General features: G+C 63.6%; 12 protein-coding genes. 6 read left to right on the top strand and 6 right to left on the bottom strand.

Annotation, left to right across the window (positions count from 1 at the left end):
- Positions 1-74: 74 nt before the first annotated feature.
- The gene (locus tag ACS13N_RS13635; protein WP_438932130.1) at positions 75-1,916 is read right to left on the bottom strand and encodes a methyl-accepting chemotaxis protein; all 1,842 of its coding nucleotides are present in this window, start codon (positions 1,914-1,916) and stop codon (positions 75-77) included.
- A 237-nt stretch (positions 1,917-2,153) separates the two neighbouring features.
- Here ACS13N_RS13635 and ACS13N_RS13630 point away from each other — a divergent pair, with 237 nt between their 5' ends.
- The 4 genes from ACS13N_RS13630 to ACS13N_RS13615 are packed head-to-tail and all read left to right on the top strand — an operon-like array spanning position 2,154 to position 7,367.
- Positions 2,154-3,041 carry a LysR substrate-binding domain-containing protein gene (locus tag ACS13N_RS13630; RefSeq protein WP_438932129.1) on the top strand — a complete coding sequence of 296 codons (888 nt, stop codon included), beginning with the start codon at positions 2,154-2,156 and terminating at the stop codon, positions 3,039-3,041.
- Between the two features lie 4 nt (positions 3,042-3,045).
- Positions 3,046-3,615 (top strand): GNAT family N-acetyltransferase, encoded by a 570-nt coding sequence (locus ACS13N_RS13625; RefSeq protein ID WP_438932128.1) that lies wholly within the window; start codon positions 3,046-3,048, stop codon positions 3,613-3,615.
- 15 nt (positions 3,616-3,630) lie between these two features.
- The gene (gene mutS / locus ACS13N_RS13620; RefSeq protein WP_438932127.1) at positions 3,631-6,285 is read left to right on the top strand and encodes a DNA mismatch repair protein MutS; all 2,655 of its coding nucleotides are present in this window, start codon (positions 3,631-3,633) and stop codon (positions 6,283-6,285) included.
- Entirely contained in the window at positions 6,285-7,367 is a 1,083-nt protein-coding gene (locus ACS13N_RS13615) for a metallophosphoesterase family protein (protein ID WP_438932126.1), read from the top strand. The genes mutS and ACS13N_RS13615 overlap by 1 nt, the downstream gene beginning before the upstream one ends.
- 58 nt (positions 7,368-7,425) lie before the next feature.
- Here the strand turns inward: ACS13N_RS13615 and ACS13N_RS13610 are convergent, their stop codons facing one another.
- Positions 7,426-7,953, bottom strand: coding sequence for an FKBP-type peptidyl-prolyl cis-trans isomerase (locus ACS13N_RS13610; protein WP_438932125.1), 528 nt, complete (start codon positions 7,951-7,953; stop codon positions 7,426-7,428).
- 11 nt (positions 7,954-7,964) lie between these two features.
- Here ACS13N_RS13610 and ACS13N_RS13605 point away from each other — a divergent pair, with 11 nt between their 5' ends.
- Positions 7,965-9,194 (top strand): ribosomal protein uL16 3-hydroxylase, encoded by a 1,230-nt coding sequence (locus ACS13N_RS13605; protein WP_438932124.1) that lies wholly within the window; start codon positions 7,965-7,967, stop codon positions 9,192-9,194.
- A gap of 239 nt (positions 9,195-9,433) precedes the next feature.
- Positions 9,434-9,688 carry a hypothetical protein gene (locus ACS13N_RS13600; protein ID WP_438932123.1) on the top strand — a complete coding sequence of 85 codons (255 nt, stop codon included), beginning with the start codon at positions 9,434-9,436 and terminating at the stop codon, positions 9,686-9,688.
- Between the two features lie 133 nt (positions 9,689-9,821).
- On the opposite strand, the gene ACS13N_RS13595 is transcribed toward ACS13N_RS13600, so the two are convergent.
- The 4 genes from ACS13N_RS13595 to ACS13N_RS13580 all read right to left on the bottom strand — a co-directional run bounded on the left by ACS13N_RS13595 (position 9,822) and on the right by ACS13N_RS13580 (position 13,481).
- Positions 9,822-10,607 (bottom strand): MBL fold metallo-hydrolase, encoded by a 786-nt coding sequence (locus ACS13N_RS13595; protein WP_438932122.1) that lies wholly within the window; start codon positions 10,605-10,607, stop codon positions 9,822-9,824.
- 34 nt (positions 10,608-10,641) lie between these two features.
- Positions 10,642-11,850, bottom strand: coding sequence for an outer membrane protein assembly factor BamC (gene bamC, locus ACS13N_RS13590; protein ID WP_438932121.1), 1,209 nt, complete (start codon positions 11,848-11,850; stop codon positions 10,642-10,644).
- A 61-nt stretch (positions 11,851-11,911) separates the two neighbouring features.
- Complete coding sequence (gene dapA, locus ACS13N_RS13585) at positions 11,912-12,796, bottom strand: 4-hydroxy-tetrahydrodipicolinate synthase (protein ID WP_438932120.1); 885 nt, start codon at positions 12,794-12,796, stop codon at positions 11,912-11,914.
- Between the two features lie 118 nt (positions 12,797-12,914).
- Entirely contained in the window at positions 12,915-13,481 is a 567-nt protein-coding gene (locus ACS13N_RS13580) for a class I SAM-dependent methyltransferase (protein ID WP_438932119.1), read from the bottom strand.
- Position 13,482: the final 1 nt, after the last annotated feature.

Raw genomic sequence — 13,482 nt, 5'->3', positions numbered from 1 at the left:
CCGGTCAGCACACGATTGCGCCGCGCCGGAAGCAGGCGCGCCATGGCGCCCGCAAGATCAGCGAAGGGAATCGATCAGAAGGTTTCCCAGTCGGAATCGTCGCCGGCGGCCACCATTGGCTTGGGCTTCGCAAGGCTGGCGGGTGCCGCAACAGACGCTGCAACCGCCGGTTTGTCGATCGGCTTACCTGCCGCCTTGCGCAGCAACGGTGCCTTGCGCGGCGTCAGCTTGGGCTTGGCCGCTTCGGTGCTCGGTTTAGCGGGTTCACGGCGCAGTGCTTCGGCCTTGGGCGCAGCCGGCGCAGCGGGTGATACAGGTGCAACGGTCGGCTCGACCTTGGCAACCATCGCCGGTGCACGCAGCGCTTGGGCATCCAGGCGGAACTGCGCAACAACCTGCGTCAGGCTCACGGCCTGCTCTTCCAGCGATTGCGCAGCGGCGGCGGCCTCTTCCACGAGCGCGGCATTCTGCTGTGTCGCGTCGTCAAGCTGGGTGACGGCGTGGCTCACTTCTTCAATGCCCGAACGCTGCTCCTGGCTCGCGGAGGAAATCTCGCCCACGATGTCCGTCACGCGCTTCACGCTCGCAACGATCTCGCGCATGGTCGTGCCAGCCTCTTCCACCAGCGCGCTGCCTGCATCCACGTTGATGACGGAATCATCGATCAACGCCTTGATCTCCTTGGCCGCCGCAGCACTGCGCTGCGCGAGGCTGCGCACCTCACCGGCAACGACGGCAAAGCCACGGCCCTGCTCGCCGGCACGTGCCGCTTCCACGGCCGCGTTGAGCGCGAGGATGTTGGTCTGGAAAGCAATGCCGTCAATCACGCCGATGATGTCGACGATCTTGCGCGACGACGCGTTGATCGAGCCCATCGTCTCCACCACGCGCGTCACCACTTCACCACCGCGCACCGCAACGTCGGATGCAGACACGGCAAGCTGGTTGGCCTGCTGCGCGTTGTCGGCATTCTGCTGCACCGTCGACATGAGTTCTTCCATGGCCGACGCCGTTTCTTCCAGCGAGCTGGCCTGTTGCTCCGTGCGCGAAGACAGATCCAGGTTGCCGCTGGCGATTTCGCGCGTGGCCGTGCCAATGGTGTCCGACGCACCCTTGATACGGCCGATGGTCTGCACCAGCGCGCCGCGCATGCGGCCCATGGCGTAGAGCAGGCTGTGGTTGTCGTCGGCGCGGGTGTTGATCTCGACGGTCAGGTCGCCGCCGGCAATGCGGTTGGCCACATCAGCTGCGTAGGTGGGGTCACCGCCCAGTGTGCGCTGCAGGCTGCGGTTGGCGACACCCGCCAGCGCCACCAGCGCCAGTGCCACGAGCACCAGCAGTCCACCGGTCTGGTACAGCGAGGTCATGAACGCGGCGTTGATGTCGTCCATGTAGACGCCGGTCGAAAACACCCAGTCCCACGGCTCATAGCGCATGGCGAAAGCGGTCTTGGGTACCGGCTCCGTGCCGCCGACCTTCGGCCACACATAGCTGGTGAAGCCGCCTTTCGGATCCTTGGCGGCGTTGGTCAGGCCAACGTAGACGGCGTTGCCCTGCGCATCTTTGAAACCGGATTGGTCTTTGCCGATGAACTCGGCCTTGATCGGATGCATCACCACCACGTTGGTGGAGTTGGTGATGGTGAAGTAGCCATCCTTGTCGTAGCGCAGCGCCTTGAAGCGGTCCAGTGCCTGCTTCTGCGCATCGTCCTTGGTCAGCGCGCCACTCTTGGCCAGGTCGTCGTACTGCTTGACCAGGTTCATGGCCATGGTGGTCACGCTGACGAGGTTGTTCTTGCGTTCCTCGATGCGGATCTCGCGCGCCTGATAGGCGTTGAACACTGAGATCAGGGTCAGCGCGATCAGGCTGATCACCAGCGGCAGCCAAAGCTTTTGGCGGAAGCTGAGCTTGCTCATTCCAGAGTCTCCGGAGTGGGAATCGCCTGCACCAAGTGCGCAATGCGTCTCCCTATGGTTTTAGAGTTCCGGATGATCTATCGGCAACGTGTTCACCAATCTTGAGTCGTCCGCACAGGCAAGTCCTCAGGTACAGGTTGCGGGCGCCCCGGTTCTCGCCGGGTTCCGGACGCGTGTGACTTTGCAAGAATGGCTGCGTTGTGCAGAATATTCTTGACTTGAAATTGACAATCAACAATGAAAACAACGCTCGAAGAACTGCTCGCCTTCCGCACGGTGGTGGATACCGGCTCCGTGACGGCCGCTGCCGAGCAGCTTGGCCAGACCGTCTCGGGCGTGAGCCGCGCGCTGCGCCGGCTGGAAGAGAAGCTGGAAACCACGTTGCTGTCGCGCACCACGCGCCGCCTGTCGCTGACCGACGAAGGCACCTTGTTTCTGGCGCAGGCGCGGCAGATTCTGTCCGCCGTGGATGAAGCCGAAGAGCAGATCGCCCTGCGCCGCCAGCAACCCGCCGGGCGCTTGCGCGTGAACGCCGCCATGCCGTTCATGCTGCACGTGATTGCGCCGCTGGTGCCCGACTTTCGCGCGCAGTATCCGCAGATCGAACTGGAACTGAACACTAACGACCTGATCATCGATCTGCTGGAAGAGGACACCGATGTCGCCATCCGCATCGGCACACTGCGCGATTCCACGCTGCGCGCGCGGCTGCTTGGCACGCGCAGGCTGCGGGTGCTGGCAAGCCCGGCCTACCTCAAGGCGCATGGCCGGCCGCGCTCGGTCCATGAGCTGCAGAAACACACGCTGCTCGGCTTCGTTCAGCCTGAATCGCTCAACCTGTGGCCCCTGCGCGGCCCGCACGGCGATCATTTGCGCATCGAGCCCGCGCTCAAGGCATCCAGCGGTGAAACCTTGCGCCAGCTTGCCCTGCAAGGCGCCGGCATCGTCTGCCTGGCCGATTTCATGACCGAGGAAGACCGCCGCACCGGCGATCTCGCCCAAGTCTTGCCGGATGCCACGGTCGAGGTGCTGCAACCCATTCACGCGGTCTACTACCGCAATACGCAATTGGCCTCACGGATTGCATGCTTTCTGGATTTTCTGGAAGCACGACTGGCCTCCTGACCCCATGACTTCTTCACACGTGCTGATCCGCCCCGAAGCCCCCGCCGACGCGGCCTCCATTGAAGCCGTCACCATTGCCGCCTTTCGCCAGGCGGAGCACACAAGCCACAACGAGCAGGACATCGTCCGCGCACTGCGTGCGGCGGGCGCGCTCACGGTGTCGCTTGTCGCCGAGCGCGATGATGCGGTGGTCGGACACGTCACCATCTCACCGGTATCGATTGCCGATGGCGCATCGGATTGGTTTGGGCTTGGGCCGATTTCCGTACTGCCGGAGCAGCAAGGCTGTGGCATCGGCGCGAGCCTAATGCGCGCCGCACTGGACCAATTGCGCACGCTGGGCGCGGCGGGCTGCGTCGTGCTCGGTGATCCGGCCTACTACGGCCGCATTCCGGGGCACGCTGCCCAGCGGGGCAGTCACCTACCACCGGGCGTTCTACGCCTGACATTTCGACCCATCCTGCTGCGGACAATTCGCCAGGAGGCGGCCGCCCACCTGTGCAACAATTGCGCGATTCAACACCTTCCGCGCGCGATCCCATCGCATCACATCGGATCGCGCGCCGCGCCTTAGTACTCATTGCACCGCATGGCTGAACACTCCGCTCCGGCTCTGGAGATCGACCCGAAATACGGCCCCTTCGACAAGCACACCCCGATGATGCAGCAGTATCTGCGTCTGAAATCGGGGCACCCGAACACGCTTGTCTTCTATCGCATGGGTGACTTCTACGAGCTCTTCTTTGAAGACGCTGAGAAAGCCTCCCGCCTGCTCGACATCACGCTCACCGCACGCGGCAGCTCCAACGGGCACCCGATCCGCATGGCGGGCATCCCGTTCCACGCCGCCGAGCAATACCTCGCCAAGCTGGTCAAGCTGGGTGAATCGGTCGCCATCTGCGAGCAGATCGGGGACCCGGCCACCACCAAGGGCCCAGTCGAACGCAAGGTCGTGCGCGTGGTCACACCCGGCACGTTGACGGATGCTGCGCTGCTCTCCGACAAGGTCAACAACCACCTGCTTGCCATCGCAAACCTGCCCGGCAAGCGCGGCAGCGCACCGCTGATTGGCCTTGCATGGCTGAACCTGGTCGGCGGCGAGCTACGCATGATGGAATGCAGCCCCGACCAGCTCGAGCGCGAACTCGAACGCATCCGCCCCGCCGAAGTCCTGGCCGATGACGCCACGCTGAACACCCTCCAGATCGACGTCGCCCGCACACGCCTGCCCGATTGGCACTTCGACGTTGAAGCTGGCACGCGTCGCCTGCGCGAGCAACTGGGCGTCGCAAGCCTCGTCGCCTTTGGCGCGGAAACGTTGACGGCTGCACTGGCCGCCGCCGGCGCGCTGCTGAACTACGCAGCGGCAACACAGGGCCAATCGCTGCGCCACGTGATCGGCCTGACCGTCGAGCACGAAAGCGAATTCATCGGCCTGGACACCGCCACGCGCCGCAACCTGGAACTGACGGAAACGCTGCGCGGGCAGGAGTCACCCACGCTGTTCTCGCTGCTCGATACGTGCGCGACCAGCATGGGCAGCCGCCTGCTGCGCCACTGGCTGCATCACCCGCTGCGCGACCGCGCCGTGCCGCAAGCACGTCAGCAGGCCATTGAAGTGCTGCTCGGCAGCGACTGGCAGACGCTGCGCGCAACGCTGCGCACGCTGTCAGATGTGGAGCGCATTACCGGGCGGCTGGCGCTGCTGTCGGCGCGCCCGCGTGATCTCTCCTCGCTGCGCGATACGCTTGTACGCCTGCCTGAGATTCGTGAAGAGTTGCCGCAGAGCGATGCCGCCCCGTTGCTCGCCGAGTTGTACGCCGCGCTCACGCTGCCCGAAGATGCCCACGCCCTGCTCCAGCGCGCCGTCATGGCCGAACCGGCCGCCATGGTGCGCGACGGCGGCGTCATCGCCCGCGGCTACGATGCGGATCTCGACGAGCTGCGCGACATCTCCGAAAACTGCGGCCAGTTCCTCGTCGACCTGGAAGCGCGCGAGCGCGAGCGCACCGGCATCGCCAACCTGCGCGTCGAATACAACCGCGTGCACGGCTTCTACATCGAAGTCACCAACGGCCAAGCCGCGAAGGTGCCCGACGACTACCGCCGCCGCCAAACGCTCAAGAACGCCGAGCGCTACATCACGCCCGAGCTGAAGGCGTTTGAGGACAAGGCGCTTTCCGCGCAGGACCGCGCCCTGTCGCGCGAAAAACTCCTATACGAAGAGCTGCTGCAGAAGTTGTTGCCGCACCTGGCCGAGTTCAAGCGCATTGCCGCGGCACTGGCGCAAGCCGACGTACTGGCCACGCTGGCCGAGCGCGCGCATGCACTGTCGTGGTCGCGCCCGATGTTGACGGATGCGCCAGGCATCGAACTGGCACGCGCACGCCATCCTGTCGTCGAACAGCAGGTCGAGCAGTTCGTCGCCAATGACTGCGTCCTGCAGGAAGCACGCAAGCTGCTGCTCATCACCGGCCCGAACATGGGCGGTAAATCGACCTTCATGCGGCAAACCGCGCTGGTCGTGCTGCTCGCCTACGTGGGTGCGTTCGTGCCGGCGGAGGGCGCCACCATCGGCCCGATCGACCGCATCTTCACGCGTATCGGCGCAGCAGATGACCTGGCGGGCGGACGGTCGACCTTCATGGTCGAGATGACCGAAGCCGCTGCCATCCTGCACCGCGCCACCGCCAACAGCCTGGTGCTGATGGATGAAATCGGGCGAGGCACGAGCACGTTCGATGGCCTGGCGCTCGCCTGGGCGATCGCACGCCACTTGCTGTCGCACAACCGCAGCCACACGCTGTTTGCTACACACTATTTCGAACTGACGCAACTGCCACAGGAATTTGCGCAGGCGGCCAACGTGCATCTCTCGGCAGTCGAACATGGTGATGGCATCGTCTTCCTGCATGCCGTGCAGGAAGGCCCTGCCAGCCAGAGCTATGGTCTGCAGGTCGCGCAACTGGCGGGTGTGCCGCAGCCGGTCATTCGCGCCGCGCGCAAGCGGCTGGCCTGGCTGGAACAGCATTCAGCGGACACCGGCGCCACGCCGCAGCTCGATCTGTTTGCGCTCGCAGCGGAAACGCCCATCGACGATGAGGATGAGGACGAAGCGCCGGCCGGCATGGCCAACAGCGCGCTGACGGATGCCCTGGCCGGCATCGACCCCGATGACATGACGCCGCGTGAAGCGCTCGACGCGCTGTACCGGCTCAAGGCGCTGTCCAACCCTTCTGCCTGATGACCCGGCTCGGCTCGGTTTCGCGCACGCTCAACGGCATCGTCATCGCGTTGGCGATGCTGGTGCCGGCCGCCTCGATAGCGGCCACCGCTGCGCCGAAGGATGCCAAGCCAGCCGCTCCGCCCAGCTTCACTTTTTCGGTCATCAGCAATGTGCCCGAACGCGCCGACGAGGAAGGCTCGGTGCGCACACTGCTCGACGCCATCGACGCAGAACACCCGGCCTTTGTCGTCCACCTGGGCAACCTGAAAGGCCGCGACGAGTCGTGCGCGGACAGCCTGCTCGAAGCACGCCATGACTTGCTCGACAGCCTGAGCGCGCCGCTCATCTACATCCCGGGCGACCATGACTGGAGCGACTGCCAGCGTCCCGCCGCCGGCCGCTTCGACCCGATCGAACGCCTGTTGCGGCTGCGCGAATTGTTCTACCCCGACGACAACACGCTCGGTCAGCGCGCCATGACGATCATGCGCCAGTCCGATCAGGCCAAGTTCCGCAGCTACCGCGAGAACACGCGCTGGGAAACCGACGGTGTACTGTTCGTCACCCTCAACGTGCCGGGCGACAACAACAACTACAAGACCGCCGGCGGCCGCAACGGCGAGTACGAAGACCGCCTCGAAGCCAATCGCCAATGGCTGGCGCGCGCCTTTGCGGTTGCCCGTCAGCGCAAGGCGCCTGGTGTGGTCATCATGATGCAGGCTGACCCGCTGTTCGAAGATGGCTGGGAGCGTCGTCGCGCACCCAACCTGCTGGACGGTCTGCTACGCCGTCGCCCGCATGACGGCTACCTCGCGCTCAAGCGCCAGTTGCGCACGCTCACGCGCGACTATGACGGCGCCGTCCTGCTCATTCACGGCGCCAGCCAGAGCTTCCTGCTCGACCGCCCGATGAAGGACGAAGACGGCCGTCCGGACCCGCATGTCATGCGTGCCCGCACGTATGGCTCACCCACGCTTGATCAATGGCTGGAAGTGTCGGTCACACCGGGCCGCATGCCGCTGTTTCATGTACGCGGCCGCCGCATCGCCGGCCGCATGGACAGCGGGCCACCGGAAGCCCCAGCCGCACCGGCACAGTAAAACTCGGTGCAATAAAAACGGGAGCCTAGGCTCCCGTTCTCACATGTGCAGCAAACGATCAATGCAGCGTGTGCGGCTTGTCGTCATCTTCGTCTTCGTCGACCACTTCGATGCCGCTTTCGCCGTGCACGTGACCGTGCTCGATCTCTTCGGCAGTGGCTTCACGCACGTCCGTCACCTTCAGTTCGAAGCGCAGCGCCATGCCGGCCAGCGGGTGATTGCCGTCCAGCACAACCTTGTCTTCCGCCACGTCGGTGACGGTGTAGACCACCGCGTCTTCTTCATCGCCGTCTTCAGGCACGCCTTCAAACTGCATGCCGACTTCGAGCGGCTCCGGAAAGCGATCACGCGGCTCGATCTTGATCAGCTCCTGGTCGTACTCGCCGAAAGCGTCGTCCGGTTCCAGTTGCAGCTTGGTCTCGAAGCCTTGCTCCTGGCCGTCGAGCGCTTCCTCGATCTTGGGGAACGTGCCATCATAGCCGCCGTGCAAGTACACCATCGGCTCATCGGATTCCTCGATGACGTTGCCCTGCGCGTCGGACAGTTTGTAAGCCACCGACACCACCGTATTCTTCGCGATTTTCAATTGCGCACTCCATGAACGAAGTCCCATTATACGCTGCCGATGGCGGCGTCCAACCCGCTCTTCCGGCGGGGCATTCCGCGCAGTTGCTGGGCGGCCTGTCACCGCGCGATTTCATGCGTACGCACTGGCAGAAGAAGCCTCTGCTGATCCGCCAGGCGCTGTCGCCTGAAGAGATGCGTGCACTGCACTTTCCGCTCTCACCCGAGCGCGTGCTGGCCCTGGCTGAACGTCCGGACGTCGAATCCCGCCTGATCGCCCAATCGCGTGGGCGCTGGTCATTCACGCAAGGCCCGTTCGACGAGCGCCCCCTGCCCTCGCGCAAGACCCGCAACTGGTCGGTGCTCGTGCAGGGCGCGAACCTCGTCGAACCTGCAGTTGAAGCGCTCATGCAGCGTTTCCGCTTCATCCCCGATGCGCGGCTCGATGATGTGATGATCAGTTTTGCAACCGACGGTGGCGGTGTCGGCCCGCATTTCGATTCGTACGACGTGTTCCTGCTGCAAGCCCACGGCAAGCGCCGTTGGCGCATTTCGGCGCAGGATGACCTCACGTTAGTGCCAGACCTGCCGCTCAAGATTCTTGCCAACTTCCAGCCCGAAGAAGAGTTTGTACTCGAGCCCGGCGACATGCTCTACCTGCCCCCGCACTACGCGCACGACGGCGTGGCCGAAGGCGACTGCATGACGTATTCGATCGGTTTCCGATCACCGTCGTACCGCGAGCTGGCGGGCCACTTTCTCGGCTTCCTGTCGCAAACGCTGGAGGACGACGCCAACTTTGAAGGCCGCTACACCGATCCGGAGCAGAAACCCACGGAACGCCCCGGTGAATTGCCTGCCGCCATGGTCAAGGCGCTTGCACACAAGCTCAACGCGCTGCGCTGGACACCCGAACTCGTCGGTGAATTCCTCGGTGCCTACCTGACCGAACCGAAGGACCACATCGACTTCATCACCCAGCCGCGCCTGCCCCTCGCACGCTTCGCTGCCCGGGCACGCAAGGAGGGCATCGTGCTGGATGCGCGCACACAGGCGCTCTACAGCGGTCAGCACTTCTGGATCAACGGTGACACCTTTGAGCCGCCGGGTACGCTGCTTGCGTGGCTCTCTGCGTTGTCAGACCAGCGCAGCGCCAGCGGAGCATCCGTTGACGCGGCCGCAGATCTGCCGGACCTGATGGACACGCTGCATGCCTGGTATGAAGAGGGTTGGCTGCGTTTGGCAGGACCAGGTACGCGCTGATCCGCATTGAAACAGATCGTTACAAAAGCGCGTGAATCCCGTGTGTAGCAAGCCGGACTCAACTACACAGGGTGTGTAAAGGTCGCTATAATCCGTCGCTAGCTTGCTGGCCGGCGTTGCCTTTGTGCAGGTTGGCTGGAAGCACAGAAGAAGGTGTAGTTCCAGAGCGATAATTACCGGTAATTATTCATCGCGCTTTCTGTTGTCCGCTTTCCATATTCAGTTTAAGGATCGAAAAAATGAAAAAGTCTCTCCTGATCGCCTCGCTGATGGCTGCTGTGGCTCTGGCTGCTTGCGGTAAGAAGGAAGAAGCTGCTGCTCCGGCTGCTGCTCCGGAAGCTTCGGCTCCGGCCGCTGCCCCGGCCGCTCCGGAAGCCTCGGCTCCGGCTGCTGCCCCGGCCGCTTCGGACGCTGCTGCTGCCGCTCCGGCTGCTTCGGACGCTGCTGCTTCGGCTCCGGCTGCAGAAGCTTCGGCTCCGGCTGCCAAGCAATAATCGCGTTTCTCGCGAGACAAAAAAGCCGACCTTCGGGTCGGCTTTTTCATGGGCGCATGACCGGATGATGTCGTTGCCGGCCCACTCGCCACTCAAAGTTGTATCTGAATCTTACAGGTCGCTCACAGCCGCATTAGACGGTGCACCAGGGTAGCCCTTCCTCCTGATCGGCGACCGGTACATCGCCTGCATCTATGCCCAGCGCCACAGCAATTGCCTGGCCTGCCAACAGCGGCGTGTTGTTCTGCTTGGACAAATGCGCAGCCACCACGGTATGCAAGGCCGCATGCCTCACGCGCGCAAGAATTGCGCTGGCAATGTCATTGGCCAAGTGACCGAAATCCCCACCGATCCGCTGTTTCAATGACCACGGATAGGCCGAGTTGGCCAGCATCTCGCGGTCATGATTGCACTCCAGAACGAGCGCATGCATGTTTTCCAGATGCGCGCACAGGTACTCAGTCGACATGCCGGCGTCCGTCAATACACCGAGGCGGCGTGCGCCGTCGTTGAAGACGAACTGGAGCGGCTCTCGTGCATCGTGCGGCACGGTGTACGGCAAGATCTGCAGATCGCCGACGTTGAACACATCATCGGCACGGCAAAAGCGCACAGCTGCTCGATCGGCGCCGCGCATGTTCACGGTGGCGCGATACGTGCCGTGGCTGGTCCAGACGGGGATGTTGTATTTGGCGGCAACCGTATAGGCACTGCCAACGTGATCACCATGCTCGTGCGTGACGAGGATGGCGTTGAGGGATTCTGGAGCACAGCCTAGACGTTCGAGCCGGCGCACGGTTTCGCGGATACCGAATCCGCAATCGAGCAGGATGCGCGTGCTCGTCGTTCCATCCGAGGACTCAACGAGCAGTGCATTCCCTTCACTGCCGCTGCCGAGGCTGGCGAATCTCAGTGTCATCGCCCACCCAGGCAGCCGTACTCCATGATGCTGATTACCGCAGTTGCTCGTCGAGCAGCGACAGAATGCGCTTGCCGATGTCGCCGGTCTGTGCCGAGCCATCGTCGTTCTGCACCAGTACCGTCGACGAAGCACCGCCGTCCTTGACCACCACGCGATAGCGCTTGGCACGCTTCAGGTCTTCAATCTTCGTGCCCGAGAACAGGCGCGAGAAGAAGCCCGGCGCATTCGCTTCGGCCTTGGTATCGGCATAGCGGACGAAGTACACGCCTTGCGAGCGGTCGCGATCATCCACGGTAAAGTTCACGCGATCCAGTGCCAGGCCCACGGTGCGCCAGGCGCGATCGAACGGTTCCGGCACGTTCAACACCGGTTGACCATTGGCTTGCGCCAGCAGCGACGGCCCTGCGGCACGTGCAGCCTGCACACCCTCAGTTGCCTTCGCACCCTCTTCCACCGGATGCGCAGCCTGTGTCTGCGCAAGCTTCTGCTGCGCGGCTTCCTTGCTGGCGCCCAGACGTTGCATCAGGCGCGAGAGGAATTCGGCTTCGAGCTCAGGATCTGCCGGACGCGGTGTCCACACAGTCTGGTCCTTGGACGAGCCAACCAGTTGTTCCTGCGCGCCACGGTGCGAGATGTAGACCTCGACCGTGCCGTTCGGGCCCTTCTCGATGCGGGTGCGGAACTTGTCGCGCTCACCGGTCGAATACAGACCGTCGAACACCTTGCCGACCGTGCGGCGGATGATGTCCTGCGGAATCTTCGCGCGGTTCTCAGCCCAGTCGGTTTCCATGATGCCGGTCTCGGGCGAGTCGATCACCAGCAGGAAGCCGAGTTCTTGCCAGAACGTGCGCAGGCTCGGCCACAGGGCGTCCGGCGTGGTCTTCACGACCAACCAGCGCTGATTGCCGTCACGCTCGATGCGCATGTCGGACACAGCAGGCAGCACGTTGCCGGAGCCCGAACCAGGCGTCGTGACCTTGGGGGCGGTCGACGTGTAGGCCGACAGCGTGGTCGTGCCCGTGTCCGGCGCAGCATAACGGCGGTCAGCCTGGACGCTGGTCAGGTCGGGCGGCACTTCCAGCGTCGGGCCCTTCTTGGCCTGCGACTTGTAGTCGATGCGGTCCGGCTGCATCACTTCATTGACGGTATCGCAACCGGAAATCATGGCAACCGACAGCGCGGCCAGCAACAGTTGAGCGGACGTCGCCACAGCCCCGCGACGGGTTTGGAGCAGTTTCATTGACTTGCGATCCTTCAAACGAGAACGATGGCCTTAGTGGGCCAGGAAGAGCCGGTGAACATCAGGAGAGCAGCCCGGCATCCTTCAGGGATGCACGCACCACTTCGTGATACTGGGGTGCCAGCGGCGTCAACGGCAGGCGGATACCGCCCTCCATCATGCCCATGGCTTGCAGGGCCCACTTGACGGGAATCGGATTCGATTCAACGAACAAGTTCTTATGTACCGACAGCAGTTGCATGTGGATGCGGCGGGCCGTCTCCACGTCGCCGCGCATGGAGGCAGCGCACAACTCGTGCATGGCGCGCGGCGCCACGTTGGCGGTGACGGAGATGTTGCCATGGCCGCCCAGCAGCATCAGCGCGATGGCAGTCGGATCATCCCCGCTGTAGATCTTGAACGAGGCCGGCGCGCCCTTGATGAGCTGTGCAGCGCGGTCGATGTTGCCAGTGGCTTCCTTCACGCCGATGATGCCTGGCACGTCAGCTAGACGCAGCATGGTCTCGACCGTCATATCGGCCACGGTGCGGCCCGGCACGTTGTACAGGATGACCGGCAGGTCGACCGACTCGGCCACCTTGCGGAAATGCAGATAGATGCCTTCCTGCGTCGGCTTGTTGTAGTACGGCACGACTTGCAGCGAGGCATCGGCGCCCACCTGCTTGGCGTAGGCCGTCAGCTCTACAGCCTCGACGGTAGAGTTGCCGCCGGTACCAGCGATGATGGGGATACGCTTATTGGCCTGCTCGACCGCCACGCGGATCAGCTCACGGTGCTCTTCCACCGACACCGTCGGGGATTCACCGCTGGTGCCGACGATGACGATGCCGTCGGTGCCTTCAGCGATGTGCCAGTCGATAAGCTTGCGCAGGGACGGGAAATCAAGGCTGCCGTCCTCGTGCATAGGCGTGACGATGGCGACGAGACTGCCGGAAATCTGGGTCATGGTTTCGAAAGCAAACAAAAGCGTCAACGTAAACAGTCGGATTGTACCGGATCGTCAAAACGAATTCGCCACATCGGATGCCCGCCAAGAGACGGGTAAGCCTCTGTCGTCAGCAACTTCAAAGTGCGTACCGGGGCGACGATGCCCCTGAACGCTCGCGTACCGCACAAACTCGCTGTACGTAAGCGTCTCGGGGCGACGAGGTGAATCCGTCTTCGTAGCCGATCACACGCAATTGACCCTGCACTGCGCTGAGCAGTTCACCCGGCAGCAGCAGGAATGCGGGGTTGGACGGCTTACCGACGGTTTCGTTTCCAAGGGCGAAGGTTTCGTAGATCAGGCGCCCGCCCGGCGCGACGGCCGCCAGCAATTTCGGCCACAGCGGCCGGTGCAGGTAATTGGTGACCACCACGGCATCGAAAACCGCGCCAGCGGCCAACGGCCACAGGCCGCCCTCGATGTCGGCAATGATGGTTTCGGCGATCCCCGCAAGGCCGGCGAGCGCTGCCGCGTCTCGGTCGATGCCAGTCACGCGCAGACCGCGCGCGGCGAGCCAGCGCGCATGACGTCCGCTACCACAGGCCACATCCAGCACGGACGCACCGGCCGGCAACTCGGCCGCCCAGCGCGCCACCCAAGGGGACGGCGCAGCAAGCGTATGCGGATCGAACACAGCGGCGGACATC

The sequence above is a fragment of the Ralstonia sp. 24A2 genome, from assembly GCF_051783885.1.
In the GTDB taxonomy this organism is placed as follows: domain Bacteria; phylum Pseudomonadota; class Gammaproteobacteria; order Burkholderiales; family Burkholderiaceae; genus Ralstonia.
Note: the sequence above shows the minus strand (reverse complement) of the source record. Positions and strands in the feature narration are given on the sequence as shown.

Excerpts from the sequence above, each read along its gene's own strand:
- ACS13N_RS13635 (WP_438932130.1), bottom strand. The coding sequence starts at position 1,916 with ATGAGCAAGCTCAGCTTCCGCCAAAAGCTTTGGCTGCCGCTGGTGATC.
- ACS13N_RS13630 (WP_438932129.1), top strand. The coding sequence starts at position 2,154 with ATGAAAACAACGCTCGAAGAACTGCTCGCCTTCCGCACGGTGGTGGAT.
- ACS13N_RS13625 (WP_438932128.1), top strand. The coding sequence starts at position 3,046 with ATGACTTCTTCACACGTGCTGATCCGCCCCGAAGCCCCCGCCGACGCG.
- mutS (WP_438932127.1), top strand. The coding sequence starts at position 3,631 with ATGGCTGAACACTCCGCTCCGGCTCTGGAGATCGACCCGAAATACGGC.
- ACS13N_RS13615 (WP_438932126.1), top strand. The coding sequence starts at position 6,285 with ATGACCCGGCTCGGCTCGGTTTCGCGCACGCTCAACGGCATCGTCATC.
- ACS13N_RS13605 (WP_438932124.1), top strand. The coding sequence starts at position 7,965 with ATGAACGAAGTCCCATTATACGCTGCCGATGGCGGCGTCCAACCCGCT.
- ACS13N_RS13600 (WP_438932123.1), top strand. The coding sequence starts at position 9,434 with ATGAAAAAGTCTCTCCTGATCGCCTCGCTGATGGCTGCTGTGGCTCTG.
- ACS13N_RS13595 (WP_438932122.1), bottom strand. The coding sequence starts at position 10,607 with ATGACACTGAGATTCGCCAGCCTCGGCAGCGGCAGTGAAGGGAATGCA.
- bamC (WP_438932121.1), bottom strand. The coding sequence starts at position 11,850 with ATGAAACTGCTCCAAACCCGTCGCGGGGCTGTGGCGACGTCCGCTCAA.
- dapA (WP_438932120.1), bottom strand. The coding sequence starts at position 12,796 with ATGACCCAGATTTCCGGCAGTCTCGTCGCCATCGTCACGCCTATGCAC.
- ACS13N_RS13580 (WP_438932119.1), bottom strand. The coding sequence starts at position 13,481 with ATGTCCGCCGCTGTGTTCGATCCGCATACGCTTGCTGCGCCGTCCCCT.